Raw genomic sequence first — 25,263 nt, forward strand, 5'->3', positions numbered from 1 at the left:
TGACGGGGAGAGGCTGGATGAGTCGGTATCAACGCAGCCTGGTATCAGTTCCCGGATCCGCAGCGGAGAACGCCCCTGCGTCTCCAGACCTAGCCTCATGCTGCGATGGGAAAAGCCGATGCCGCCCGCAGCGATCGCGCAGCCCTGAGACGCGACGAGCGTTCCCAAGCCAGCCTCATTCTGCCGCATCGCCATCCCGGCAGAAGCCGGGATCCATGCACCGCTCGATCGCGGAAAGGGCCGATAGCGGGACGCCAATGGACCCGGCTTTCGCCGGGGTGACAATCTGGCGGCAGCGATGGGTTGCTATCCGCGCCACTCGGCATGAGTCCCGCCGACAATCGCCCTGCCGATAACAAAAAAAAGGCGGCCCCGCAGGGCCGCCTTCCCAAAATACTCCGACCGCGATCGCGGATCAGAAGTCGTTGCGATACTGCTCGTTGCCGACGAAGCCGAGCTTGGTCACGTTCGCGCGCTTGATGATCGCCAGCACGCGATCGACCACGTCATACCGCGCCTGCGGATCCGGCTGGAAGTGCAGCTCGGGCTCCGGCGAGCGCTGGAGCGACGCGTCCAGATACTGACGCAGCATCACGTCGTTGATCGGCATGCTGTTCCAGAACACCTGGCCCTGCGCGTCGATATAGACCTTGTTCTTGTCCGGCTCGACGGGGGGCGCGCTGTTCGGGCTCGGCTGCGGCAGGTCGACCTTCACCGCGTGCGTCTGGACCGGAATGGTGATGATGAACATGATGAGGAGCACGAGCATGACGTCGATCAACGGCGTCGTGTTCATGTCCATCATCGGCTCGCCGTCATCACGGCCTGCGCTCATTGCCATTGTCGTAACTCCTTAAACGGACCGATCAGAGCCGGGTGGTGTTCGAACCGGGCTCCGGTTCCGAGATGAAGCCGACCTTCACGAAACCCGCCATCTGCATCGTGTAGATGGTGCCGCCGATGCAGCGATAGGGCGTGTTGATGTCACCGCGGATGTGAACTTCGGGAAGTTCGAGACCAGCGGCGTTCGGGCCGCCCTGACGGTCGATCTCAGCCTTCAGCTTGGCAACCGCGCGGTCGAGCAGCTCGGTGTGGTTGACGCGGGTCAGACCCCAGAAGATCTCGCACCCGTCCGGGCCACCCTTGACCGAGAGCGAAACGTTCTCGGGCTTGGTGGTCGTCGGCTCGAACTGCACCTTCGGCAGCGCAAGATCGACCGTCTGGATCACAACGGGAACAGCGATGAGGAAGATGATCAGGAGAACCAGCATCACGTCCACGAGGGGCGTGGTGTTGATGTCCGACATCGGTACGTCGTCGCCGCCGCTGCCTGTGCTAATCGCCATTGGGCGTAATCCTATCCTCTTGTGCGCCGGATCATCGTCCGGCGGCGGGGCCGCGCATGATGTCGCAACCCCGCGACCTTGGTCTTACGGGCGGGTCTGCGCGCCGCCGGCCTGACCGGCAGTGGTCGTCGCCGGCTTCGGAGCAGCGGCAACCGCCGGCTTCTTGGCAGCAGCGGCGGTCGACGGGCGGACCTTGCCGTCCGATGCCAGGTAGCCGAGCACGTCGTTCGAGAAGGCGTTCAGGTTCTCGGCAATCGCCTTGTTGCGGCGCTGCAGGAAGTTGAAGGCGAGCACGGCCGGCACGGCGACGACGAGGCCGAGCGCGGTCATGATCAGCGCTTCACCGACCGGGCCGGCGACGGCGTCGATCGAGGCCTGACCGGCCGAACCGATCTTGATGAGCGCGCGGTAGATACCGATAACCGTACCGAACAGACCGATGAACGGCGCGGTCGCGCCGACGGTCGCGAGGAAGGCGAGACCGCCGCCCAGCGCCGAGTTGATCGTGCCTTCCGAACGCGCCAGCGAACCGTGCAGCCAGTCATGCGCTTCGACCGGATCGGTCAGCAGCTTGTACTGCTCCTGCGCTTCGATGCCGTCGTCGACGATCTGGCGATAGGCCGAGTTCTTCTCGAGCTTGGCAGCGCCCTCGCGCAGGCTGGTCGAGCTCCAGAACGAGGCGCGGACGCGCTTCGACTGGTTGATGATCTTCTGCTGCTCGAACAGCTTGGTGAAGAGGATGTAGAGCGAGACGAAGAGCATCAGCACCAGGATGGTGAACACCGACTGCGAGATCAGGCCGCCTTCCTTCAGCGCCTGGGTCAGGCCGTAGGGGCTTTCGCCGCCCTTAGCTGCGGCGGCACCGGCAGCGAGAATGGTCGTGAGCATTTTGGGTCTTTCCTCTAAAAGATAGCTTCTTGCGCATGCCGGTCCGCCACGCCCGGCGGACCGGAAACCGGAGAATTACTTCTGCAACCGCCAGGTGAAGCGGCCCATGTACGGCGCGGAAATCTTGTTTCCTGCCGCGTCCTGGGCCGGATCGAACCGGGCACGACGCCTGAGAAGGTTGCACGCGGTGCTGTCGAGCAGCGACGAGCCGCTGGACGACGTGATGGTGCAATTGGTCACCTTACCCGAACCGTCGACGTCGAGACGGAAGGCGACCGTGCCTTCGTCACCGGCGCGCGATGCCGCCGCCGGATAGTCGTCATCGGTCACCCACGAGCCCGGAGGCGTACGCGGCTTGAGACCCTTGGCGATCTTCGGCGGTGCCGGCGGCGCCGGGGGAGCCGGCGGCGCGGGAGGCGCAGGCGGCGTGATCGGCGGCGGCGGGGGGATGATGGGCGTGGTGGGGATCGGCGGCGCAGGCGACACCGTTTGCACGATGGCCGGCGGCACCACGACCTGGGTCGGGGGCGGCGGCACCGGCGAATCCGGCGGCGGCGGCGGCGGCGGAATCTCCTCCGGCGGGGGCGGCGGCTCTTCGACCTCGAAGGTCTTCAGCTCTTCCGCCTTCTTCTTGATATATTGGTATGCCAGACCTGTGACGAAGGCATAACCCATGCCAGCCACGATGATAGCGACGATCACGATCGCTACCACACGACTGCCACTTACATTCCGGTCAGCGTAAGCCATTCGGCAACGTCACTCCCTCTAATCCTGCTTGCGACCCTGGCCGGCTGGCAGCCGCGCACAAGTCCGCTCGCCTCGGGTCGCACTGCGCCCCTGATGGCGAGAGCCCCGAGTCTGTATCGTGGGCATCCGGACGACGCAAACTCTTTGTCGGACGAATTGGTCGTACAACAGGCCCATGGCAGAATTATTTCTGTATAAGATCGGCACAATCCGGTACCGGCGGCGGCATGAAACACGCCCTCACCCTGCTGTTTTGTTGCGCTGCGGCATTTCCCGCACTTGCGCAACCCGCCCCGCAAACCGCGCAAATCCGCCAAGAAGCGCAAAGTGGCTTACCCAGTTACGCCACCGTTGCGACGGCGATTGTCGGCGCCCCGCTGGTGATCGACGCGCGCATCAGCGACTTGATTAGGATCAAGGAGAATGCAGCCCCCGGTCTCGCATCGGGACGGGCTCGCCTCTACGTAACGGCCGACGTGCTGGCACTGATTCGCGGTAGCAGCGCCCTGCCAACCCAGATCTCCTACCTGGCGGACGTGCCGCTCGATTCTCGCGGCAAGGTACCCAAAATGAAAAAGCAGCGCGTGCTGCTGTTCGCGCGACCGGTCAGCAACAAGCCGGGCGAGGTGCAGCTGACGGGGGTCGACAACCAGTATCTGTGGACCGCCGAGCTGGACGCGCGCACCCGCAGCATCACCCGCGAACTGCTCGCCAGCGACGCCCCGCCGGCGATCACCGGCATCGGCAATGCCTTCCACGTGCCCGGCGCGCTGCCGGGCGAAGGCGAGACCCAGGTCTTCCTCAAGACGTCGAACGGCGCGCCGATCTCGCTGCAGATCCTCCGTCGCCCGGGCGAGCAACCCCATTGGGGCGTGTCGCTTGGCGATATCGTCGATCCCAATGCCGGCGCGCCGAAGCGCGACACGCTCGCCTGGTACCGGCTGGCCTGCGGGCTGCCCAAGACGCTGCCGGACGACGCGCTTAGCGCCGAAACGCCCGACAATGCCGAAGCCGCGCGCCAGGATTATCAGGTGGTGCTGCGCGACCTCGGCCCCTGCGCCTGACGCCGAGCGCCGAACGCCGCCGCCGGACGCTTAGCGCCGGTGGCGGACCAGCGTGATGCCGATCGATTCGTCGGCTTCGGCGATCGCCAGCTTGACGATGCGCACCTCGACCCGGCGCACGCGGGAGTCGGACATGAACAGCGTCTGGCAGATATGATCGGCTACCGCCTCGATCAGGGTGAAGTGGATGTCCTTCGGCAGCGCGTCGGTCGCGGCATGCTTCAGATCGATATAGCTTTTCGAGGCGCTGAGCGGGGTATCCGGGGCGAAGCGCTCCGGAAGATCGAGATCGGCGGTCACCGAGATGCGCAGCGGCTGCGGCAGGTGGGTTTCCTCGGAATAGACGCCGGTGAGGAGTTCTACCTCGAGGTCATGAACCTGCAGCTGCAATAGGTCGGGCAATCAAACGAACCTTTCGTCACGAAACTGGCGCGCGCCATAGCAGATGGCGGCGCCGGGAAAACCCCGTGTGATTTCTGCATCCGTCCCACCCCACTTCGCGCTTGCGCTTCCCCGTGACCACGCTAATGCGCGCGCCCTTCGGCAGTACGGCCGTGGCGACATAGCAAGGATTCTGGGGTGGTACGACTGGTTGCGCTCGATGCGGTCGATCCGCACGCCGTCGAGGCGTTGCTCGACCGTGCCTTCGGGCCGGGCCGGCACCTGCGTACCGCCTATCGCATCCGCCAGGGCACGCAGCCCATCCCCGCGTTCAGCTTCGCGGCGCTCGCCGACGACGGCACCCTCGCCGGCACCATCCAGAGCTGGCCGATCGCCCTCGCCAGCGATTCGGGACCGCTGGTGCCGCTGGTGATGGTGGGACCGGTGGCGGTGGAGCCGTCGCTGCAGCAGGGCGGAATCGGCCGCCGGCTGATGCAGGAAACGCTCGACGCGGCGGATGTCAGCGCGCTGCCCGGCGCCGAAGCGCTGATGCTGATCGGCGATCCCGAATATTATGGCCGCTTCTTCGGCTTCGATGCCGAGCGCACCGGCCGCTGGCGGCTGCCGGGCCCGTTCGAGCCGCGGCGCCTGCTCGCCCGCGGGGCGGCGGTGCCCAATTGCTCGGGCATGCTGGTGCCGCGGCTGCGCAAGGTCGCCTGATCGCGTCGGCAGGGGTTCGACAACGCCGAACATCGCGCTAAGGGGTTGCGAATGCCGAACACGCCGCCCCCCGATTTCGCCAGCCTGTCGCTCGCCGAGATCGCCCGGCTCGCCGAGGTGCATCGGCTGCCGCCGGTCGAAAGCTGGAATCCGGCGCATTGCGGCGACAGCGAGATGCGCATCGCCCGCGACGGCAGCTGGTTCCACCAGGGCAGCCCGATCGGTCGCCCGGCGATGGTCCGGCTGTTCTCGACGATTCTCCGCCGCGAGCCCGATGGCCGGTTCGTGCTGGTGACGCCGGTCGAGAAGCTCGACATCGCGGTGGAAGACGCGCCGTTCGTCGCAGTGGAGGTGAAGGTCGAAGGGGAAGGGGCCGCCATGCGGCTCGCCTTCCGGCTGAACACCGGCGACGTCGTCGTCGCGGGGCCCGACCATCCGCTGCGCATCGAATCGCGCGAGGATGGCCCGCACCCGTATCTGACCGTGCGCAACGGCCTCGACGCCCTCATCGCGCGCAGCGTCTATTACGAGCTCGCCCAGCTCGCCCTCGCCCAGGACCAGGCGCCGCCGGGAATCTGGAGCCAGGGCGTATTCTTCTCGCTGGAGCCAGCCGCATGAGGCTGGCGGAGCAGCTCCGGCGCGCGCTGGCGAGCCGGCCGACCCAGGCGACGACGCTGCTGCCCGGGGACCACGCCGTGTTCGATCCCGGCCAAGCGACCAGCGCCGCCGCCGTCCTGCTGGCGGTGACCGATCGCGATGCGCCCGGCGTGCTGCTGACCCGGCGCAACGCCAATCTGCGCCGCCATGCCGGGCAGATCGCCTTTCCCGGCGGCCGCGTCGATCCCGAGGACAAGGACGCGATCGAGGCGGCACTGCGCGAGGCGGAGGAAGAGATCGCCCTGCCCCGCCGGCTGGTGGAGGTGGTGGGCACGGTCGAGCAATACCGCACCGTCACCGGCTATCAGGTGACGCCCGTGCTGGGCGTGGTGCCCCCGGACCTGCCGCTGGTGCCCTCCGAAGCGGAGGTCGCAGAGGTGTTCGAAGTGCCGCTGGCCTTTCTCCTCGACGACGCCAATCATCAGAAGAAACACGCGCGCTATCAGGGACATGAGCGCCATTATTACGAGATCATGTGGAACGACTATCGGATCTGGGGCGCCACCGCGGCGATGCTGGTCAATCTTTCACGGCGGATGGCATGGCCGCGCTGACGCTGCCGGAGACGGATTGGCGCCACCGCGCCGGGCTCGGCCATCTCACCGAGGTGCTGGGTGCGGCCGAAGGCCTTTGCCGCTTCGTCGGGGGGGCGGTGCGCGACGCGCTGCTGGGCATGCCGGTCGCCGATCTCGACCTCGCCACCGCGCTGTCGCCCGACGAGGTAATGACACGCCTGCGGGCGGCGGGCATTCGCGCCGTACCGACCGGCATCGAGCATGGCACGATCACTGCGGTGCTCGACAGCGGCCCGGTGGAGGTGACCACGCTGCGCCGCGACGTCAGCACCGACGGCCGCCACGCCACCGTCGCCTTCACCGACGACTGGCGCGAGGATGCCGCCCGGCGCGATTTCACGATCAACGCGCTCTATGCCGATCCGGCGACGGGTGCGCTGTTCGACTATTTCGACGGTCTGGCAGACCTGGAAGCGCGGCACGTGCGCTTCATCGGCGATCCGCTGCGCCGGATCGCCGAGGATCATTTGCGCATCCTCCGCTTCTTCCGCTTCCTCGCCCGCTTCGGCGACACGCCCGATCCCGAGGGGCTGGACGCCTGTACCGCCCGCGCGCGCGACCTGATGGCGCTCAGCCGCGAGCGCATTCGCGACGAACTGCTCAAGCTGCTGGTCGCCCACGATGCTGTGCGCGTGGTCGCGCTGATGCTGGCGCGCGGCATCCTGGGGCCGGTGGTGCCTGAAATCACCACCGCGGCGCCGCTCGCCGCGCTTGCCGAGCGCGAGGCGCGCCTGGGTGCGGCCCCCGATCCGATTCGCCGCCTCGCCGCGCTGCTGCCGCGCGATCCCGCCTTGGGCGACCTGATCGGCGCGCGACTGAAGCTGTCCAACGCCCAGCGCAAACGGCTGGTGCTCGCGCTTACCGATGGCGGAACGGCGGACGCCCGCGCGCTGGCCTATAGGGTCGGGCGGGAAGCGGCCGAGGATCGACTGTTGCTGGCTGCGACCGACGATGCCGAGGCGGCCCAAGGCTGGCAACGGCTGGCGGGTTGGGAGATCCCGCGCCTGCCGCTTACCGGCGGCGCATTGGTCGCCCGCGGTCTCGCCAAGGGCCCCGAGGTTGCCCGCGCGCTTCGGGCAGTCGAGGAACAATGGATCGCCGAGGCGTTCCCCGACGCCGCGCGCGTCGAAGCCATCGCCGACGCGGTGGTCAGGCCCTGAGCGTCTCGATCAGCGCGAAGGCGGCGTCGCCCGCCACCGGCCGGGAGTAATAATAGCCCTGGCCATAGGTGCAGCCCAGCGCGCCGAGCGTCTGGGCCAGTTCCGGCGTCTCGATGCCCTCAGCGGTGGTCTGCATGCCGAGCGCATAGGCGAGGCTGAGGATTGCGCGGATGATCGCCACCTTGTCGCGATCGGCGAGCATGCCGGTCACGAAGCTGCGGTCGATCTTGAGCACGTCGATCGGCAGCTTCTGCAGATAGGCGAGGTTGGAATAGCCGGTGCCGAAATCGTCCATCGCCAGCGTGGTGCCGAGATCCTTCAGCGCGCGCATCGTCTGGGCGATACGATCGGGATCGCTGACGATCGCGCTTTCGGTCAGCTCCAGCGTGAAGCGCGAGCCGGGCATCTTGTGCCGATCGAGCGCAGTCTTCACCATCGCGCCGATCTGGTCGCGCTGCAGCTGGATCGCCGAGAGGTTGACCGCGATCTTCACGCCGCAATCGCCACCGGCGCGCGCGTCCCATTGGGCGAGCGTGCGCGCCGCCTCTTCCATCGCCCAGCGGCCGAGCGGGACGATGAGGCCCGATTCCTCCGCCACGGGAATGAAGGCGTTGGGCGAGATCGCTACGCCCTGATCATTGGTCCAGCGCGCGAGCGCTTCGAACGAGGTGATCCGGCCGGTGCCCAGGTCGCAGATCGGCTGGAAGCTGAGCGTCATGCAGCCATTTTCGATGGCGCGGCGCAGTTCGGTCTCGATGGCGAACTGCTCGCGCGCCAGATCGAAGGCACGGGTGTGGTAGAATTCGGTGTGCCCGCTCTTTTTCGCGCGGCGCACCGCCAGTTGGGCGTTGCGGACCAGATCCTCGGCATCGCCGTCGATGTCGCTGCCCAGCGCGATGCCGATCGAACAATCGACCCGGATTTCGAAGTGCGAAAGGCGGAACGGGTTGGTGAAGGCCGCGTGGATGCGCTTGGCGACCTGCACGGCATCGGTGGCGCCGTCGTCCAGCGCCATCAGCACGCCGAACTCGTCGCCGCCGATCCGCGCCAGCACGTCGCGCCCCCGCAACGCGCCCTTGATGCGCCGCGCGACCGAGATCAGCAGTTCGTCGCCGGCGAGCGCGCCCATGCAGGCGTTGACGCGGCTGAACCGATCGAGATTGATCACCAGGACAGCGGAGTTCGCGGCATCCTTCTCGCCGATCCGGGCCTCCAGCTCGTCGGAGAAGCCGGCGCGGTTGGGCAGGCCGGTCAGGCTGTCGGTAGCCATTTCCCGGCGCAGGCTCTGCTCGGTGCGCAGTTCCGACGTCTGGTCGATCAGCGTGATCAGGCACCGCGGCTCCGATGCGGTGCGGCGGGCGAGCACGACGCGGAAGTGGCGGCTGTCCACCTCACCGCCAAAGCGCCAGGCGATTTCCTCGCGCAGCTTGTCGGATTCAAGAAACTGCCCGATGCGCGCGCCCAGCAATTGCACCACGGGCGAATCCTGCGCGGTGGAACCCATGCCGGCGACGCGAAACGGTCCATTCACCGCCACAATTGCATAGCAATCCTGCTGAACCTCGAGCACGGCGGCGGGAACCGGCATCAGTTCCAGCAGCTCGTCGGTACCCGGCGGCAGCGGCGACGATAGGTCGGTCGCCCGCGGAGCAGGCTCCACGGTACGCATACTTAGAGCCCGGACCCTTCGAAACGCCATCACCACTGGACTAGCCGCAAACTAGTTAAGGCGCTCTGAAAGTTGGCCTGCGATCTGACGGTTTTACCAATCAAAATTTATTATCGCGGGGGAATCCCGTCGGCGGCATCCGGCCTGCCGCGCCGCGCGCCGCACGCCACGGCATCACGTCCGGCTCGGAGCGATAGCGCGCCTGCTCGCCGCCCATCCGCCAGCGCAGGCCATCGGCGAACTTGAAGGTGATGACGTCAGACAGGCCGCCGTCGCGATAGCGCTGGAGCTGCACCCCCTGCCCGCGCGTCATCTCCGCCACTTCGGAAAGCGGGAAGACCAGCATCTTGCGATTGTCGCCGATCGCGGCGACGAAATCGTCTTCGGCGCCGATCGGGCGGACCAGCTTGAGATGCGCACCAGGGCGCGGCGTCATCACCTGCTTGCCCTTGCGCGTTTCGGCGATCACTTCCTGTGCGCTGACGATGAAGCCGCGCCCATCGCTCGCCGCGACCAGCAGCTTCGGCGCGGCGCTGGCGGGGAGCAGCGTGACGATGTGCCGCTCCGCCTCCAGGTCGATCAGCAGCCGCACCGGCTCGCCGAAGCCGCGCCCGCCGGGCAGCTTGTCTGCGCCCAGCGTGTAGAAGCGGCCATTGTCGGCGGCGAGCAGCAGCTTGTCGGTGGTCTGGGCGTGGAAGGCCAGGAACGGGCCGTCGCCTTCCTTGAACTTCAGCGCCTCGCCGCCGAGATCCTCGACATGCCCCTTCATCGCGCGGATCCAGCCGCGCTGCGAGAGGATGACGGTGATCGGTTCGCGCTCGATCATCGCTTCCAGCGGAATTTCGCGGGCGAGCGCCATCTCGATGATCGCGGTGCGGCGCGCACCCAGCGGGGTATCGAGGCCGTAGCGCGTGATCATCTTGCCGAGCGCGCGCTTCATCCAGGTGCGCTGGCGGGCTTCGGAGCCAAGCAGAGTCTCGAGCTCGGCCTGTTCCTTCTCCAGCTTCTCCTGCTCGCGGCGGAGTTCCATCTCCTCCAGCTTGCGCAAGCTCCGCAGCCGCATGTTGAGGATCGCCTCGGCCTGGCGATCCGTCAGGCTGAACTCGGCCATCATGATCGGCTTGGGCTCGTCTTCGGTGCGGATGATCTCGATCACCCGGTCGAGGTTCAGATAGGCGAGGATATAGCCGCGCAGCAGCTCCAGCCGGTCGGCGATCTTCTCCAGCCGATGCTGCGACTTGCGCTGCAGCACCACGAACTGGTGCTCAAGCCAGCCGGCGAGCGCCTCGGCCAGGCTCATCACCCGCGGTGTGCGGTTCTTGTCGAGCACGTTGAGGTTGAGCGGCACGCGCACTTCGAGGTCGGACAGGCGATAGAGACTGTCCATCAGCGTGTCGGCATCGACGGTGCGGCTGCGCGGTTCGAGGACGATGCGGATGTCCTCGGCCGATTCGTCGCGCACATCGCCCAGGATCGGCAGCTTCTTGTCGTTGACCAGCGCGGCGATGCCCTCGATCAGCTTGCCCTTCTGGACGCCGTAGGGGATCTCGCTGACGACAAGGTGCCAGCCCCCGCCCTTCTCGGTCACCTTCTCGATCTTGGCGCGGACGCGGAAGCTGCCGCGGCCGGTGGCATAGGCCTCTGCGATCGCCGCGGGGCTGTCGACCGCGATGCCGCCGGTCGGGAAATCCGGGCCCTTCACGTATTCGAGAACGTTCGCCTGCGGGTTGTCGATCAGCGCGACGGCGGCCTGCATCAGCTCGGCGGCATTGTGCGGCGGGATGCTGGTCGCCATGCCCACCGCGATGCCCGCCGCGCCGTTGGCGAGCAGGTTCGGGAAGAGGCCGGGGAACAGCTCGGGCTCCTCGTCCTCACCATTATAGGTCGGGCGGAAATCGACGGCATTCTCGTCGAGCCCGTCCATCAGGTCGATCGCGACCTGGGTGAGCCGTGCCTCGGTGTAGCGATAGGCGGCGGCGTTATCGCCGTCGATATTGCCGAAATTGCCCTGCCCGTCGACCAGCGGATAGCGCAGCGCGAAGGTCTGGGCGAGGCGGACCATCGCGTCGTACACCGAGGCATCGCCATGCGGGTGATACTTACCGATCACGTCGCCGACGACGCGCGCACACTTCTTGTATCCGCTTGCCGGATCGAGCCGCAACAGCCGCATCGCCCAGAGCAGCCGGCGGTGCACCGGCTTCAGCCCATCGCGCACATCGGGCAGCGAGCGCGCGGTGATCGTCGACAGCGCATAGACGAGATAGCGCTCGGACAGTGCGCTGTCGAAGGGGACGTCGGAGGCGCCGGAGGGTTCGGAAACGTCGGTATCGAGGCTCATCGCCGACGGAGATAGCAGGCCAACAGGGCAAACGCCAAGGGCGTTCCCCTTATGATCCGACCGAGCCTTGCAATTCCCTGCAAACCACCGCCGCAACCGACGCGTTTCAGGCATCGGCCGGGGTGGAAAACGTGCGTCGGCGGCCGCAGTTCCCGCGCTTCCCTTCGCACAGCATAGGTTATTGCCTTATTCCAGCCCCAATTAAGGCGAAATTGTGGCTTGACTTTGTCCTAGGCGAATGGTGGGATTTGCGGGTCATCATCTGAGGGGGATATGGATGCGCAAGTTCTTGGCACTGGGCGCTGCGGCGCTGCTGGCGGCCTGTTCGGCCAATGAGACAGGCCCCTCAGGCAGCACCGAAGTCGTCGCGCAGGAGGAGGCTGTGGCCAAGCCGGGCGCCGAACCGCTCAAGGTCGGCATGCCGCAGCTCGCCTATCGCTACGCGCTGACCTTCCTGCTGCCCGATGCGCGGCTCGCCGAGGCGCAGGATGCGCACCGCGCGCTGTGCGGACAGCTCGGGCCCGCGCGCTGCCAGCTGCTTTCCCTTACCCGCAGCGACGCGGCGGGCACCGCCGGAGACGCCGTGCTGAAGCTGCGGGTGGCGAGCGCCGACGCAGCCTATTTCACCGGCGAGGCGAGCCGGCAGGTACAGGGCGCCGGCGGCCGCGCGCTCGCCACCAATGTCACCGGCGAGGACGTGTCGAAGGACCTGACCGACACCGCCGCGCGGGTTCGCCAGCGTGAGCTGCTGGTGGCGCGGCTCACCGAGATGCTGCGCACCCGCAAGGGATCGGTCGGCGAACTGGTCGATGCCGAGCGCAGCGTTGCGGCGGCGCAGGAAGAGCTCGACAAGGCGCGCGCCTGGTTGACCGAGCTGCGCGGCCGCGTCGCGATGGCCGAGGTCGAGATTCGCTACCAGCCGCTCGCCGCCCCCGCCTCGCGGGCGAGCGTCGGCACCGCGCTCGGCGAAGCGGTGCAGGGCTCGGCATCGGCCTTCGTGTGGGGCATGCAAGTGCTGCTGTCGCTGGCCATCTATCTGCTCCCCTGGGCCGCGGTCTTCGGCGCGGGCGTCGGCTTGGCGATGCTGCTTCGCCGCTCGAAACCTGCCGCCTGACCGCTGTACCGCGATGGGCAGCGGCGCCGCATTGCACCCCCGCCCCCCTTGCGGTATAGCGCGAAGCCTTCCAGAGCCCCGGCGGTCACGCGGAGAAATCCCGTGGAGCCGGGGCAACGCATTTCCAAGGGACTAGGCCGACATGGCACGCCGCCGGCAAATCTACGAAGGCAAGGCTAAGATTCTCTACGAGGGTCCGGAGCCGGGCACGCTGATCCAGTATTTCAAGGACGACGCAACGGCCTTCAATGCCCAGAAAAAGGGCACGATCAACGGCAAGGGCGTGCTCAACAACCGTATCAGCGAGCATGTCTTCACCCTGCTCGGCGGCATCGGCATCCCGACTCACTTCATCCGCCGCCTCAACATGCGCGAGCAACTGATCCGCCAGGTCGAGATCGTGCCGATCGAGGTCGTGGTGCGCAATGTCGTCGCCGGCTCGCTGGCCAAGAAGCTCGGCATCGAGGAGGGCACGCCGCTGCCCCGCACGATCATCGAATATTACTACAAGGACGACGCCCTCGGCGACCCGATGGTCACCGACGAGCATATCCTCGCCTTCGGCTGGGCCAGCCAGGAAGAACTGCACGACATGGCCGACATGGCCATCCGCGTGAACGACTTCCTCTCGGGGCTGTTCGCCGGCATCGGCATCCGCCTGGTCGACTTCAAGCTCGAATTCGGCCGGATCTGGGAAAATGAATACCCCCGGATCATCCTGGCGGACGAGATCAGCCCCGATGGCTGCCGCCTGTGGGACATCACCACCGGCGAGAAGCTCGACAAGGACCGCTTCCGCCGCGACCTGGGCGGCGAAGTCGAGGCCTATCAGGAAGTGGCGCGCCGCCTCGGTCTTTTCCCGGAGGGCGACGCCTCCGACGTGCTCGACCTCGAAACCCACCGCAAGAAGCGGGGGAAGTAAGCCATAGTGCTTCCTCCCCCGGCCTGCCGGGGGAGGGGACCATTCGCATCGCGAATGGTGGAGGGGGCCTCGCCGCGCGCGAGGCCCTTTGTCGTTTCCCCCTCCACCACCGCCTGCTGCGGCGGCCCCCCTCCCCCGCTTCGTGGTGGAGGAAACGGCCATTTCCAAGATTTCCGATTGCGACTTCGGCCCTCTCGCGCCATAGGCGCCGCCATGAAACTCCGCATCATCGTCACCTTGAAGAACGGCGTGCTCGATCCGCAGGGCAAGGCCATTCAGAACGCGCTTGGCGGCCTCGGTTTCGAGGGCGTCGAAGATGTCCGCGCCGGCAAGATCTTCGAACTGGAGGTCGCCGATTCGACGAGCGACGCCGCGATCGACGAGATGTGCCGCAAGCTGCTCGCCAACACGGTGATCGAGAACTACCGGGTCGAAAAGCTGTGAAGACCGCGGTCATCGTCTTCCCCGGCTCCAACTGCGATCGCGACATCGCGGTCGCGCTGGAGAGCGTGACCGGCACCAAGCCCCACATGGTGTGGCACGGCGACAGCGAACTCCCCGAGGGCCTGGGCCTGATCGCCCTGCCCGGCGGCTTCTCCTATGGCGATTATCTCCGCTGCGGCGCCATCGCGGCGCGCTCGCCGGTGGTGCAGGCGGTTGTGGAAGCCGCCAATCGCGGCACGCCGGTGATCGGCATCTGCAACGGCTTCCAGATCCTCACCGAAACCGGGCTGCTGCCGGGTGCGCTGATGCGCAATGCCGGGCTCGACTTTGTCTGCCGCGACGTGCCGCTGACGGTGGACAACAGCCAGTCGATCTTCACCAGCGCCTATCAGGCCGGCGAGACGCTCTCGATCCCCGTCGCGCACCATGACGGCAATTATTTCGCCGATGCCGAGACGCTCGATCGCCTCGAAGGCGAGGGCCGCGTCGCGTTCCGCTATGGCGAGAACATCAACGGGTCGGCGCGGAACATCGCCGGGGTGATGAACGCCGCCGGCAACGTGCTCGGCATGATGCCGCACCCGGAGCGCAAGATCGAGGCCGCGCATGGCGGCAGCGACGGCCGCCGGCTGTTCGAAGGGCTGCTTGCTGCGGTCGCCTGACCGCAGCCGCCTTTCTTCTCAGAACAGCATCTTCAGCCCGACCACCGCGAGCGTTGCGGCGAGGATCGGCACCAGCACCTTGTCGGAGGTGCGCGTGGCGAGCAGGCTGCCGAGGATGATCCCCGGCACCGATCCGGCGAGCAGCGACACCAGCAGCGAACCGTTCACGGACCCCAGCAGCCAGTGGCCAAGTCCGGCGAGCAGCGTCAGCGGCACGGCATGCGCGATGTCCGATCCGACCAGCCGGTTCACCGCCTGGTGCGGGTAGAGCATCAGCAGCGCGGTCATCCCCAATGCCCCTGCCCCCACCGACGTGAGGGAGACCAGCAGGCCCAGCACCGCGCCGAGCGCGATCGTGACATAGCCGATCCGCGCCTCGCCCAGCCGCTCGAACTTCGGCGCCATGAACAGCACCAGCCGGCTGCGGAAGAAGGTGGCGATCGCCGTCACCACCAGTGCGATGCCGAGAGTGACCGTGATCACCCCGCCGCTGTTCTTGGCATGCTCCTGCGCATTGGAAAGCAGCAACAGGGTCAGGATCGTCGCCGGCACGCTGCCATAGGCCAGCCGCCGCACGACCTTCCAGTCGATGGTGCCGTGCAGGCCGTGCACCCCCGCCCCCACCGTCTTGGTCGCGGAGGCGTAGAGCAGGTCCGTGCCCACCGCGGTGGCGGGATGGAAGCCGAAGGCGAGCACGAGCAGCGGCGTCATCAACGAGCCGCCGCCGACCCCGGTCATGCCGACCAGCAGCCCGACGAGTACCCCGGCGATGGAATAGAGCGGATTGATCGCGAGCACGGGAATCCTTGGAAACCGATTTCCCACCAGCATGCGGGGATTTTCCCGGAACGCCAGAAAGAATTGGTTTCAGGCCGATGTCCGCACGTCGCCGGCCGCGGGTCAGACCCGCGTCGCGAACGGTGTGAAGTCGGTCCCCTCGTCGAACACGTCGACTCCTTCGGCCCGTTTCAGAAAGCCGACGACGAGATAGGTCAGCGGCGTCAGCAGCACTTCCCAACTCACCTTGAGCACCCACTGGGTGAACAGCACCTTCACGACGAGCGCGTTGGTCCAGCCCTCGGCACCCCAGAAGGCGAGCGGGTAGAAGATCAGGCTGTCGACCGCCTGCCCCGCCACCGTCGAGCCGACCGTGCGGGTCCACAGCATGCGCCCGCCGGTCCACAGCTTCATCCGCGCGAGCACATAGGAATTGACGAACTCGCCCGCCCAGAAGGCGCAGACCGAAGCGAGCACGATCCGGGGCACCTGCCCGAAGATCACGGCATAGGCGTCTTGGTTCTTCCAGTCCGGCGCCGGCGGCAGCGCCACCACCACCCAGGACATGAAGGCCATGAACAGCACGGCGGCGGTGCCTGCCCAGATCACCCGCCGAGCGCGGGCATAGCCATAGACCTCGGTCAGCACGTCGCCGATGATGTAGGAGATCGGGAAGAACAGGATGCCCGCGCCGAACGGCCAATAGCCCACGCCCGGCAGCCAGATCTGCGCGACCTTGCCCGCGCCGATCACGTTCGACAGCAGGATGATCGCGACGAAGGCGGCCATCACGAAGTCGAAATAGCGGAAATGCCCGCCGGTGAGGCTGCGGGCGGCGACATGGGCGGGGCGAGACGGCATGTTCATCGCACTGCACTATGCGAGGCGTTTGCTCCGCGCGCAATCTGCGCCTAAAGGCAGCTTCGCGCGCGCCCGTAGCTCAGTTGGATAGAGCACGAGCCTTCTAAGCTTGGGGCCGCTGGTTCGAATCCAGCCGGGCGCGCCAGGAAAAGCGGGAAAATGGGTGTTACCTAACAGGGCGCATCCTGGTTCTAGGTAACACATAGGTAACGGAGGCCTATTTCTGCACTTGCGGGTGCGGAGTCGCGCCTATGTTTGCTCACCAGCGAGACGAAACAGCGCAGGTTTCGCCCGGCACAGCGCTCCGAAGGCAGAGGCCACAGGTTCGAATCCTGTCGGGTGCGCCACATTGCAGAATCGCCAGATTTGCGTGCGTTTCGTTGCGATGCGTCGGATAGCGATGGGCACCCAACATCTTGAAGGCCTCGGACGCCGAATGTTCAATTCCGAAATTTGATGGATCGGGTGATCGATAAACAGGTCCAACCCTGATGGTCGAAGCTCGGTGATGTATCCATAAAACGTACGACCACAGAGCGACTTGAGCGGGCGGACGAAATTGTAGATGTCCTGAGCCATGGGATCATCGAAGCGCATCAAGGGACTAGACCTCAGCGTCGGCTATCTTGGGTTGCAGATCGCATTTGGCATCCAGAGCGCCAGCCTGAGCCGCGTGTTTCAGGGGCTGGGGGCCTCGGTCGACCAGCTGGCGATCCTTTGGCTGGCGGGGCCGGTGACGGGGCTGCTGGTGCAGCCGGTCGTCGGCGCGATCAGCGATCGGCATGGCGGCCGGTTCGGGCGGCGGCGGCCCTATATCCTGATATCGGCGCTGTTGGTGATCGCCGCGCTGGCCGCCTTGCCCATGGCGACGTCGCTGGTGATGGCGGTGGCGGTGGTCTGGGGCCTGGAGGCGGCCATGAATGCGCTTCATGCACCCTATCGCGCACTGGTCGCCGACACGCTGCCACCCGAGGATCAGGCGAGCGGCTATGCCATGCAGACCGTCTTTATCGGGCTGGGGGCGCTGGCCGGGGCCTGTGCGCCGATCCTGCTCGCCTGGGGCGGCTGGTCGAACGTCGCCCAGCCGAGCCAGACCGCGCCCTCGATCCGGGTGGCGTTTCTCGCGGCGGCGCTGGCGGTGGCGCTGGCGGTCGGCTGGACGGTGGCGCGGGTGCGCGAGCCGGTCGCGGCTCCGATGCCACGGCATGATCCGTCGACGAGGCCTGACCGCTGGACCGGCTTCGCCGCACTCTGGCGGGCGCTGCGTCCGGTGGCGGCCATCCAGTTTCTCAGCTGGTTCGGTCTCTATCTGCTATGGGTGTATGCCACGCCGGTCGTCGCGGCGCAGTTGTACGGCGCGACCTCGCCCTTCGATACGGCCTATGCCCGGGGGGCGGACTTTGTCGGGATCCTGTTCGGAACCTATAACGGCGTGGCCGGGCTGTTCGCCTTTCTGCTGCCGGAGCTGTTCCGTTGGTTCGGGGTGCAGCGGGTCCATGCGGCGGCGCTGGTGGCGGGCGCGCTGGGGCTGGCGGGCGTGGCGTTGGTCGCGCATCCCGCCGGACTCGTCGCCTGCGCCGTGCTGATCGGCATCGCCTATGCCTCGATCCTGAGTGCACCTTTCGTATTGGCCGGGCGGGCCGTGTCGAGCGCGACCGCGGGCCTGTTCATCGGTGTCATGAACATCTTCATCGTGGTGCCCCAGCTGGTCGCGGGTCTGACCATGGGCTGGGTCATCGCGCACGGGCTGGGCGGCTTGGCATGGCCGGTCCTGCCGCTGGCGGGCGGGTTGATGGCGCTGGGGGCGGTACTGAGCCTGTGCCTGTCGACCATAGACGAGGAGGCGGCCCTGGCATAGTGCAAGGTAATGCAAATATCGATTCGATCATGGCGCGGGTGAAACGGGGCGGGCCGACCCTGGGCGGGATCGCGGCGGAAATCGGAGTGTCGGTCGCGACCGTGTCGCGGGTGCTGACCGGGCATAGCGCCATCAGCGAGGAGACGCGCGAACGGGTGCTGAGCACCGCCGATAGGCTGGGCTATGTCCATGTGCCGCAGAAGATGCGCCGCGCGGCGCCATCGCTGTCCGAGCAGATCTGCCTGGTCGTGCCGGTCGCGACCGCGCATGGCAGCCAACTGGCCAATCCGTTCGAGCTGGCGCTGATCGGCGGGATCGGCACCGCCCTGCGCGAGCGGCGGCGCGACGTTTCGATCGTGTGGCAGACGCCCTATGACGATGGGACACTGGCGCAGTTCCTGGATCAGAGTGCTTATGCGGGCACGATCTTCCTGGGCCAGTCGCAGTTCCACGATACGCTCAACCGCTATGCCGATCTGGGCAAACCCCTGGTGGCCTGGGGTGTGGAGGTGGCGGGGCAAAGCTATTGCTCGATCGGCAGCGACAATCACGAGGGCGGGTTTCAGGCGACCGCGCATCTGCTTCGGAAAGGGCGGCGACGCATCGCCTTTATCGGTGCGATGCCGCCCATCGCCGCCGCCCGCACGCCCTTTTCGCAGATTGCGATACGGCTGGATGGCTATCGCGCGGCGCTGGCGGCGCATGACGTCGCGTTTGACGCGGCCATGGTTCAGACGCCGACCGCCGGGCGGTTCGAAGGGGCCGAGGCGGTCGACAATCTGCTGGAGCGGGGCATAGCCTTCGACGCGATCGTCGCGGCGTCCGACCTGGTGGCACTGGGCGCGATCCAGACGCTGCGCCAGCGCGGCCTGCGCGTGCCCGAGGATGTGGCGGTGATCGGCTATGACGACATCGACGCCGCCGCGCTGTCGACACCGGGACTGACCACCATCCGGCAGGATGTCATCAAGGCGGGCAATCTGCTGGTGTCCAAGCTGTTGCGCATCATCGACGGCCATCGCGCCAAGTCCGAGCGCCTGCCGACCGATCTGGTGATTCGCGAGTCGTGCGGGCGCTGACTGCCAAATCAATTGTGCAAAATAATAGTGCTGACCCTGCCCAAGTAGCTGATATAGATAGCCTATTCAGCGAAAGGCTAAGGAGGGCAATGTAAATTACAATCGTTTGTATAAATTGATTGCATTAGTTTTCATATGGGGTCAGTTTCCCTTCCATCAGGCGGATCGCCCGTAAGAGGCGTCTAGGAGGGGATTATCATGCGTGCATGTCGTTTGGCGTTGATGGCTTCGGTTGCGTGGATGGCGCCGCTCGCCCCCGCACTCGCCCAGTCGATCGAGGCTGCGAACCAGCCCGCGACGCAGCCCGTCGCGGCGCGCGAGACCGACGCGGCGCAGGGCAGCGATCTGGGCCTGAACGAGATCATCGTCACCGGCACCCGCACGGGCACCCGCAAGTTCGATACGTCCTACGCCATCACCACCATCGACCCGCAGGCGATTGCGCAAAAGGCCCCGCTGGGCATTGCGGACCTGATCGCTTCGACGCCGGGCATCTATGTCGAAAGCTCGGGCGGCGAGGTCGGCAACAACGTCTATTCGCGCGGTCTTCCGGCGGACAATTATCGCTATCTCCCGCTGCTGGAGGACGGCCTGCCCGTGTGGGAAGAGGGCGCGGGCGCCTTCACCAATGCCGACGAGTTCTTCCGCGTCGATGCGACGATCGACTCGCTCCAGATCGTGCGCGGTGGCTCGGCCTCGATCACCGCGTCCAATGCGCCGGGCGGCGTCGTCAACGTCCTGACCAAGCGCCCGACCCGCACGTTGCAAGGCATGGTGAAGGGCGAGGTCGGCGACTGGGATCATTACCGGATGGACGCTAATGTCTCCGGGCCGCTGAACGACCGGCTGTCATTTGCGATCGGCGGTTTCTATCGCGAGGATAACGGTCTTCGGAATCCCGGCTTCACCGGCAATCAAGGCGGACAGTTCCGCGTCGGCCTGCAATATGATTTCGCCGAAAGTGGCTCGTTGTTCGTCAGCTATCGCAAGCTGGACGACAAGAACATCTTCTATACCGCCATTCCACTCGCCAGCCCGTCCCAGGGCCTGCCGGGTCTGGATGCGGGCACCGGCACGCTGGTCAACACGGCCTTTGCCCGGCTGACCGCGCCCGACGGCCGCGGCGCGTTCGACAAGCGAGTGGACCTGACCCAGGGCATCCACACCGATACCGATACCTTCACCGCGATCTTCAACAAGCCGTTGGGCGATGGGTGGGAGGTCAATGACCGCGCCCGCTATACGACCGGGACAGTCGACTTCAACGGGCTGTTCAGCTCAGGGATCACGACGTCGCAGGGTTTCCTGACGAGCGCGCTGGCCCGGTTGCAGGCCGCACGGCCCGACACCGTGTCCGCCGTCTATCGCGACGCCAGCAACGGCCAGACCGTCGCCGCCGCCGACCTCGGCAACCAGCTGGCGCTGACGCAGAGCATCTTCAACACGGTGGTCAATGTCGAGAATGTGATCAACGACCTGAGCGTCACCAAAAAGCTCGACACCGGCATCGGCCGCCACACCCTGACGGCAGGCTATTATTTCAGCCATTTCAACCAGACGCAGAATTGGAACTGGAACGACATTCTGGTCGAGGCGATCAACCGCCCCCGCTATTTCGACGTGGTCGGTTTGAACGCAGCCGGGCAGCAGACGGTGGCCTTGACCAAGAACGGCCTGCTCAATCTGCACAGCAATTTGCAGCGTTTCCATGACGAGGTGACGATCAACGCCTTCTACCTGACGGATGCGTGGCAGGTGACCGACGCGCTGCGCATCGATCTGGGCGCACGCTATCACCATGTATCGAAGCAGGGCACGATCGCGCAGACCACACGCGCCAATCTGGGCGATGCGACCACCATCGCCGACGACAATGTGCTGGTCTTTACCGGCGCGACGACGCCCTATCGGTTCAAGACCGGGCAATGGGCCTTTTCGGCGGGCGCGAATTACGAGTTCGATAAGCGGGTCGCGGCCTTCGCCCGCTATAGCCGCAGCTTCCGCGTCACGCCGGAGTTCGTCCAGTGGTTCGGCGGCGTGCCGGTCGAGAACCGGATCGACCTGATCGAGGGCGGGCTGAAATATGCCACCCGACCCTTCTCGGCTTTCGTCACCTTATTCTATAACAAATTCCCCAACATCGCCTTCCAGACGATCGTGGCGGGCCCGAACGGCCAGGCGCAGACGATCAACCAGACGGCGGCAGCCGAGTCCAAGGGCGTGGAGGTCGAACTGTCGTTGCGCCCGGTCGATTTCTTCGAGCTGGCGGCGAGTGGGAACTATCAGAAGATCAACTATACCAGCTTCGCCGGGCAGGATGCGAGCGGGCCGTTCAACTTCAGCGGCAACCAGATCGTCCGCCAGCCGCAGGTGCAGGTGTCGGTCCGTCCGACGCTGCATCTGCTCGGCGACCGGGTGAACATCTTCGGTGAGGCCGCCTACACCGGCAAGCGCTATGTCGATGTGGCCAACACCATCGTCCTGCCGAGCTATACCGAGGTGCGGCTGGGCGCGAACTGGAAGGTCACCGAAGCACTTCAGGCACAGGTGGTCGCGACCAACCTGTTCAATGAGGTGGGCCTGACCGAGGGCAATCCGCGGGCGGGCTCTATCATCGGGGTGCAGGAAACCGCGTTCCAGGGCCGCCCGATCTTCGGCCGCCGTGTCCGCGCCAGCCTGACCTACAGCTTCTGATGCGCAAGCGACTGGGCGTGATCGTCGGGCTCGCGGCGATGATCGCGGCAACCCCCGCTTTGGGACAGGCGTGGCAGACCGTCACCTCGCCCGACGGGCGGATCGCGGTCGATGTGGCGGTGGACAAGGGCGAGGCGGTGTACCGCGCCCGCTATGACGGCAAGCCGATCCTCGATCGGTCGCGGATGGGGTTCCGGTTCAAGGATGCCGCGCCGCTCGACGCCGGGCTGACGCTGGTCGCAAGCCGCCCGACCGCGCTCGACCGCCGCTGGACCCAGCCTTGGGGCGAGCGGCGCCAGATGCGCGAGCATTATCGCGGGCTGGTCGCGACGCTGGCCGCCGCCGATGGCCGCAAGCTGGGTGTCGAGTTCCGCGTTTTCGATGACGGCTTCGGCTTTCGCTACACGCTGCCCGGCGCGCCCAAACAGTCGCTGATCGTCACCGACGAGGAAACCGAGTTCCATTTCGCGCAGAATTACCGCGCCTGGTCGATCCCGGCCTATCGCGAGAAGTATAGCGAATATGAATATAGCCGCTCGGCGCTGTCGGCGATCCAGACTGCGCAAACCCCGCTGACGCTGGAGGGCGACGGTGTGGCGATGGCGGTGCATGAGGCGGCCTTGGTCGATTTCCCGTCGATGAACCTGCGCATGCCCGAGGAGAACAGCCGAACGCTGAAGGCCGACCTGTCGCCCTGGTTCAATGGCGACCGGGCGCGGACGCATGGCGGCGCGGTGACGCCGTGGCGCGTCGTAATGGTCGCCCCCGATGCCGCGCATCTGGCGGATTCGACCATCGTCCTGAACCTCAACGAACCCAATCGGCTGGGTGACATCTCCTGGGTGAAGCCGGAAAAATATATCGGCATCTTCTGGGCGATGCATACCGGCCTGCTGACCTGGGAGCCGGGGCCGAAGCTGGGCGCCACGACCGCGCGCGCCAAATCCTATATCGACTGGGCAGCGAAGCACGGCATTCCGGGCGTGCTGGTCGAAGGGTGGAATGTCGGCTGGGAAGTCCCCGAATGGTGGAAGAACGGCCATTCACGCTTCGTCTTCGACCGCGCGCAGCCTGCCTTCGACATGGCCGAGGTGTCGGCCTATGCCCGCGCGAAGGGCGTTGACCTGATCGGTCATCACGAAACCGGCGGACAGGTGAAGGATTATCTCAGCCAGCTGGAACCGGCGCTCGACTATTACGATCGCTACGGCGTGCGTTCGATCAAGCTCGGCTATGTCGGCACGCGGCTGGACGAGACGGAATGGCCCGACAGCCAATATGCCGTGCAGAGCCTGCAAAAGGTGGTCGAGGCGTCGGCTCGGCACCGCGCCGCCATCTTCCCGCACGAGCCGGTCAAGGATACCGGCCTGCGTCGTACCTGGCCCAATCTGATGAGCCGCGAAGGCGCGCGGGGACAGGAATATAATGGCGGCAGCCCGGACAGCGGCAACGCGCCCGACCATACGACCATCCTGCCCTTCACCCGGCTGTTGTCGGGACCGTTCGACTATACGCCCGGCGTGGTGCATTTCGACTATCGTGCGACGCGGCCGGACAATCGCGTGCCCTCGACCATCGCCAACCAGTTGGCGCTGTATGTCGTGCTGTACAGCCCGGTGCAGATGGCCGTCGACCTGCCCGAACATTATGACGAGCATGCCGACGCCTTCCGCTTCATCCGCGACGTTCCGACCGACTGGGAGGACAGTCGCACGTTGCAGGGAAAGATCGGCGAATATGCCGTCGTCGCGCGGCGTGATCGCAACAGCCCCGACTGGTATCTGGGCGCGATCACCAGCGACACGGCGCGCCGCCTGACGGTGCCGCTCGACTTTCTGGACAAGGGCGCGCGGTACGAGGCGACCATCTATGCCGACGGCCCCGGTGCCGACTGGCGCACCGCCCCGGAAAAACTGGCGATCCGTCAGGTGGTGCTTACCGCCGGAGACCAGCTGTCGCTCGATCTTGCGTCCGGCGGTGGGCAGGCCATCCGGTTTCGACGGCTTTAGGCTGATCCACTCATGGGGAAATGGGGGGGGCTGGCTCCAGCTTTGTGTGCCATCACGGGTGACACGCATCACCCAGCACCCGCGCCACGCTATTGGGTTAGGATCATCGGGTTTCTCAGCCCGAACAAGCCGAGTGACGCACACCGGCTGTCCCAGCGCGCCCGCCAAGCCGGGAGCGATCATATGCGAATGCATGAGTGATTGGGCATAATTGACGGCGGCCTGCCGACCATGCTCACCAATTGCCCGCTGTCACGCCGCCCTCGCCACCCGAATTTCCCAACAATCTGAGTGCCCATCGCTTTCATCTCGGGCGCGCCATTTATCAATGGCTTAGCTGGCTCGGCAGCAAACTTGTCAAATATACGTCAAATATACACGGCCGGACCCCTGCGGTTGCGGGCGCACGCCTCTGTCCGACTCTGACCGGTTGCAGCTTTGGCCGCTCTCAGATTCGTCGCGGAAATTAGGGCCAGAGGCGCCAGATGATGAGCTGCCAATCTGCCCTCGAACGCCCGCATCCAGACGTCAGGGAGCGGTAATGAGTACGGAAGCCGAAGGGCCCAATTTGGGACAAACCCGCTATTCCTAAGTCGCGGCTTAAACGTCAGGTGTTGCCACGAGCCGACATTCAGCGTGTGCCGAAGCAGCTTCCCGCAGCGGCCGCAACTGGGCCGTCACCAGTCGAGCGGCTTTTCGGTGGCGCTGCAGAGAAAGCGGTCGTTCAAGCAAGCTGTCTTGCATCTCGCGCACCGCTGGGCGAATCTGGCACCGCATGGCCATCTTTGCCCGCCGCCGCCTCCAGACGATGCTAGACGAGCTCAGTCCGCTGATGGACCTGGAGCAATCTCGCGGCCTGGTCCGACGCATGGAAAGCAAGGAGATCGAGCAGGCCTTACCTGCCGAAATGGAGCTCGGCCTCACTTGGGCGATCGCAAAGCTCGGGCCGATCGAAATCGAGCCGGAATGGTATAGTGAGAAGCGGCTGCCTGACCTGTTCTCCGACTATCTCTTCCCTGGGCACGAAACTGTCATCGAGATTACCGCCCTGTCCGACGCTGTGCTGCCGGCGGATGAAGGAATGCGCAACGCGTCGCGCAAGCTTTCTCAGGAGGCCGGCAGCCTCCGGCGTGGCGCTGGGCGGCACCTCTCCTACTATTTCTACGAGAAAACGGTGCGGATCGAACGGGGTTCGATCCGACGCGTGTGCGTGCCGCGCGACTTGGTCGTATCCGATGCCGTGCGGATAGGGGCTACTCATAAAGTTCCAAATAGCGCCGGTCAATGTTTCC

General features: G+C 66.0%; 23 protein-coding genes and 1 tRNA gene. 15 read left to right on the forward strand and 9 right to left on the reverse strand.

The genetic code is table 11. The annotated features are described in order from the left end of the window. Positions 1–415: 415 nt before the first annotated feature. From SAZ01S_RS13050 to SAZ01S_RS13065, 4 genes are all read right to left on the reverse strand, one after another. Positions 416–841: an ExbD/TolR family protein gene (locus SAZ01S_RS13050; protein ID WP_084582710.1), complete on the reverse strand. Its 426-nt coding sequence runs from the start codon at positions 839–841 to the stop codon at positions 416–418. A gap of 25 nt (positions 842–866) precedes the next feature. After that, complete coding sequence (locus SAZ01S_RS13055) at positions 867–1,346, reverse strand: ExbD/TolR family protein (RefSeq protein ID WP_084582711.1); 480 nt, start codon at positions 1,344–1,346, stop codon at positions 867–869. Positions 1,347–1,430: 84 nt separating this feature from the next. Then, complete coding sequence (locus tag SAZ01S_RS13060; protein ID WP_084582712.1) at positions 1,431–2,234, reverse strand: MotA/TolQ/ExbB proton channel family protein; 804 nt, start codon at positions 2,232–2,234, stop codon at positions 1,431–1,433. A gap of 75 nt (positions 2,235–2,309) precedes the next feature. Continuing rightward, complete coding sequence (locus SAZ01S_RS13065) at positions 2,310–2,984, reverse strand: TonB family protein (protein ID WP_084582713.1); 675 nt, start codon at positions 2,982–2,984, stop codon at positions 2,310–2,312. Between the two features lie 569 nt (positions 2,985–3,553). Here SAZ01S_RS13065 and SAZ01S_RS13070 point away from each other — a divergent pair. Continuing rightward, entirely contained in the window at positions 3,554–4,048 is a 495-nt protein-coding gene (locus SAZ01S_RS13070) for a hypothetical protein (RefSeq protein WP_245824838.1), read from the forward strand. Positions 4,049–4,078: 30 nt separating this feature from the next. Here the strand turns inward: SAZ01S_RS13070 and SAZ01S_RS13075 are convergent, their stop codons facing one another. Then, positions 4,079–4,450 (reverse strand): dihydroneopterin aldolase, encoded by a 372-nt coding sequence (locus tag SAZ01S_RS13075; RefSeq protein WP_084582714.1) that lies wholly within the window; start codon positions 4,448–4,450, stop codon positions 4,079–4,081. Between the two features lie 177 nt (positions 4,451–4,627). On the opposite strand from SAZ01S_RS13075, the gene SAZ01S_RS13080 reads away from it, so the two are divergent. The 4 genes from SAZ01S_RS13080 to SAZ01S_RS13095 are packed head-to-tail and all read left to right on the forward strand — an operon-like array spanning position 4,628 to position 7,541. Beyond that, positions 4,628–5,149 (forward strand): GNAT family N-acetyltransferase, encoded by a 522-nt coding sequence (locus SAZ01S_RS13080; RefSeq protein ID WP_084582715.1) that lies wholly within the window; start codon positions 4,628–4,630, stop codon positions 5,147–5,149. A gap of 51 nt (positions 5,150–5,200) precedes the next feature. Beyond that, positions 5,201–5,767: a DUF1285 domain-containing protein gene (locus SAZ01S_RS13085; RefSeq protein ID WP_084582716.1), complete on the forward strand. Its 567-nt coding sequence runs from the start codon at positions 5,201–5,203 to the stop codon at positions 5,765–5,767. Beyond that, the gene (locus SAZ01S_RS13090; protein WP_084582717.1) at positions 5,764–6,360 is read left to right on the forward strand and encodes a CoA pyrophosphatase; all 597 of its coding nucleotides are present in this window, start codon (positions 5,764–5,766) and stop codon (positions 6,358–6,360) included. The genes SAZ01S_RS13085 and SAZ01S_RS13090 overlap by 4 nt, the downstream gene beginning before the upstream one ends. After that, a complete protein-coding gene (locus SAZ01S_RS13095) occupies positions 6,348–7,541 on the forward strand; it encodes a CCA tRNA nucleotidyltransferase (protein ID WP_084582718.1) in 1,194 nt (397 codons plus the stop codon). Before SAZ01S_RS13090 ends, SAZ01S_RS13095 begins: the two co-directional genes overlap by 13 nt. Here the strand turns inward: SAZ01S_RS13095 and SAZ01S_RS13100 are convergent. Together SAZ01S_RS13100 and parC are read right to left on the reverse strand one after the other, a co-directional pair. Continuing rightward, a complete protein-coding gene (locus SAZ01S_RS13100) occupies positions 7,531–9,210 on the reverse strand; it encodes a putative bifunctional diguanylate cyclase/phosphodiesterase (RefSeq protein WP_084582719.1) in 1,680 nt (559 codons plus the stop codon). The genes SAZ01S_RS13095 and SAZ01S_RS13100 overlap by 11 nt on opposite strands. 100 nt (positions 9,211–9,310) lie before the next feature. Next, complete coding sequence (gene parC / locus SAZ01S_RS13105) at positions 9,311–11,551, reverse strand: DNA topoisomerase IV subunit A (protein WP_084582720.1); 2,241 nt, start codon at positions 11,549–11,551, stop codon at positions 9,311–9,313. Positions 11,552–11,828: 277 nt separating this feature from the next. On the opposite strand from parC, the gene SAZ01S_RS13110 reads away from it, so the two are divergent. The 4 genes from SAZ01S_RS13110 to purQ all read left to right on the forward strand — a co-directional run bounded on the left by SAZ01S_RS13110 (position 11,829) and on the right by purQ (position 14,693). After that, on the forward strand, positions 11,829–12,665 hold the full coding sequence (locus SAZ01S_RS13110; RefSeq protein WP_084582721.1) for a DUF4349 domain-containing protein: 837 nt from the start codon (positions 11,829–11,831) through the stop codon (positions 12,663–12,665). A gap of 142 nt (positions 12,666–12,807) precedes the next feature. After that, positions 12,808–13,587 (forward strand): phosphoribosylaminoimidazolesuccinocarboxamide synthase, encoded by a 780-nt coding sequence (purC, locus tag SAZ01S_RS13115; RefSeq protein ID WP_084582722.1) that lies wholly within the window; start codon positions 12,808–12,810, stop codon positions 13,585–13,587. A 213-nt stretch (positions 13,588–13,800) separates the two neighbouring features. After that, complete coding sequence (gene purS, locus SAZ01S_RS13120) at positions 13,801–14,031, forward strand: phosphoribosylformylglycinamidine synthase subunit PurS (RefSeq protein ID WP_084582723.1); 231 nt, start codon at positions 13,801–13,803, stop codon at positions 14,029–14,031. Further along, a complete protein-coding gene (purQ, locus tag SAZ01S_RS13125) occupies positions 14,028–14,693 on the forward strand; it encodes a phosphoribosylformylglycinamidine synthase subunit PurQ (RefSeq protein ID WP_084582724.1) in 666 nt (221 codons plus the stop codon). The genes purS and purQ overlap by 4 nt, the downstream gene beginning before the upstream one ends. An 18-nt stretch (positions 14,694–14,711) precedes the next feature. Here purQ and SAZ01S_RS13130 read toward each other — a convergent pair whose 3' ends face one another. Next, positions 14,712–15,524 carry a sulfite exporter TauE/SafE family protein gene (locus tag SAZ01S_RS13130; protein WP_084582725.1) on the reverse strand — a complete coding sequence of 271 codons (813 nt, stop codon included), beginning with the start codon at positions 15,522–15,524 and terminating at the stop codon, positions 14,712–14,714. Positions 15,525–15,593: 69 nt separating this feature from the next. Beyond that, positions 15,594–16,337, reverse strand: a complete 744-nt coding sequence (locus SAZ01S_RS13135; protein ID WP_084582726.1) for a queuosine precursor transporter — start codon at positions 16,335–16,337, stop codon at positions 15,594–15,596. A gap of 62 nt (positions 16,338–16,399) precedes the next feature. Between SAZ01S_RS13135 and SAZ01S_RS13140 the strand changes: the two genes are divergently transcribed. From SAZ01S_RS13140 to SAZ01S_RS13165, 6 genes are all read left to right on the forward strand, one after another. Beyond that, positions 16,400–16,476, forward strand: a tRNA-Arg gene (locus SAZ01S_RS13140). A 432-nt stretch (positions 16,477–16,908) separates the two neighbouring features. Further along, a complete protein-coding gene (locus tag SAZ01S_RS13145) occupies positions 16,909–18,189 on the forward strand; it encodes an MFS transporter (RefSeq protein ID WP_084582727.1) in 1,281 nt (426 codons plus the stop codon). Next, entirely contained in the window at positions 18,189–19,268 is a 1,080-nt protein-coding gene (locus tag SAZ01S_RS13150) for a LacI family DNA-binding transcriptional regulator (protein ID WP_167693155.1), read from the forward strand. The genes SAZ01S_RS13145 and SAZ01S_RS13150 overlap by 1 nt, the downstream gene beginning before the upstream one ends. A 222-nt stretch (positions 19,269–19,490) precedes the next feature. Continuing rightward, the gene (locus SAZ01S_RS13155) at positions 19,491–21,962 is read left to right on the forward strand and encodes a TonB-dependent siderophore receptor (protein ID WP_218018077.1); all 2,472 of its coding nucleotides are present in this window, start codon (positions 19,491–19,493) and stop codon (positions 21,960–21,962) included. Next, complete coding sequence (locus SAZ01S_RS13160; RefSeq protein ID WP_084582730.1) at positions 21,962–23,971, forward strand: glycoside hydrolase family 97 protein; 2,010 nt, start codon at positions 21,962–21,964, stop codon at positions 23,969–23,971. The genes SAZ01S_RS13155 and SAZ01S_RS13160 overlap by 1 nt, the downstream gene beginning before the upstream one ends. 775 nt (positions 23,972–24,746) lie before the next feature. Continuing rightward, a partial coding sequence (locus SAZ01S_RS13165; RefSeq protein WP_139810068.1) for a hypothetical protein occupies positions 24,747–25,263 on the forward strand: 517 nt, incomplete at its 3' end.

The sequence above is a fragment of the Sphingomonas azotifigens NBRC 15497 genome (assembly GCF_002091475.1).
Lineage (GTDB): Bacteria > Pseudomonadota > Alphaproteobacteria > Sphingomonadales > Sphingomonadaceae > Sphingomonas > Sphingomonas azotifigens.

Coding starts and splice junctions, on each gene's coding strand:
- SAZ01S_RS13050 (WP_084582710.1), bottom strand. CDS start 841: ATGGCAATGAGCGCAGGCCGTGATGACGGCGAGCCGATGATGGACATG.
- SAZ01S_RS13055 (WP_084582711.1), bottom strand. CDS start 1,346: ATGGCGATTAGCACAGGCAGCGGCGGCGACGACGTACCGATGTCGGAC.
- SAZ01S_RS13060 (WP_084582712.1), bottom strand. CDS start 2,234: ATGCTCACGACCATTCTCGCTGCCGGTGCCGCCGCAGCTAAGGGCGGC.
- SAZ01S_RS13065 (WP_084582713.1), bottom strand. CDS start 2,984: ATGGCTTACGCTGACCGGAATGTAAGTGGCAGTCGTGTGGTAGCGATC.
- SAZ01S_RS13070 (WP_245824838.1), top strand. CDS start 3,554: ATGAAAAAGCAGCGCGTGCTGCTGTTCGCGCGACCGGTCAGCAACAAG.
- SAZ01S_RS13085 (WP_084582716.1), top strand. CDS start 5,201: ATGCCGAACACGCCGCCCCCCGATTTCGCCAGCCTGTCGCTCGCCGAG.
- SAZ01S_RS13090 (WP_084582717.1), top strand. CDS start 5,764: ATGAGGCTGGCGGAGCAGCTCCGGCGCGCGCTGGCGAGCCGGCCGACC.
- SAZ01S_RS13095 (WP_084582718.1), top strand. CDS start 6,348: ATGGCCGCGCTGACGCTGCCGGAGACGGATTGGCGCCACCGCGCCGGG.
- SAZ01S_RS13100 (WP_084582719.1), bottom strand. CDS start 9,210: ATGCGTACCGTGGAGCCTGCTCCGCGGGCGACCGACCTATCGTCGCCG.
- parC (WP_084582720.1), bottom strand. CDS start 11,551: ATGAGCCTCGATACCGACGTTTCCGAACCCTCCGGCGCCTCCGACGTC.
- SAZ01S_RS13110 (WP_084582721.1), top strand. CDS start 11,829: ATGCGCAAGTTCTTGGCACTGGGCGCTGCGGCGCTGCTGGCGGCCTGT.
- purC (WP_084582722.1), top strand. CDS start 12,808: ATGGCACGCCGCCGGCAAATCTACGAAGGCAAGGCTAAGATTCTCTAC.
- purS (WP_084582723.1), top strand. CDS start 13,801: ATGAAACTCCGCATCATCGTCACCTTGAAGAACGGCGTGCTCGATCCG.
- SAZ01S_RS13130 (WP_084582725.1), bottom strand. CDS start 15,524: ATGCTGGTGGGAAATCGGTTTCCAAGGATTCCCGTGCTCGCGATCAAT.
- SAZ01S_RS13135 (WP_084582726.1), bottom strand. CDS start 16,337: ATGAACATGCCGTCTCGCCCCGCCCATGTCGCCGCCCGCAGCCTCACC.
- SAZ01S_RS13145 (WP_084582727.1), top strand. CDS start 16,909: ATGGGATCATCGAAGCGCATCAAGGGACTAGACCTCAGCGTCGGCTAT.
- SAZ01S_RS13155 (WP_218018077.1), top strand. CDS start 19,491: ATGGCTTCGGTTGCGTGGATGGCGCCGCTCGCCCCCGCACTCGCCCAG.
- SAZ01S_RS13160 (WP_084582730.1), top strand. CDS start 21,962: ATGCGCAAGCGACTGGGCGTGATCGTCGGGCTCGCGGCGATGATCGCG.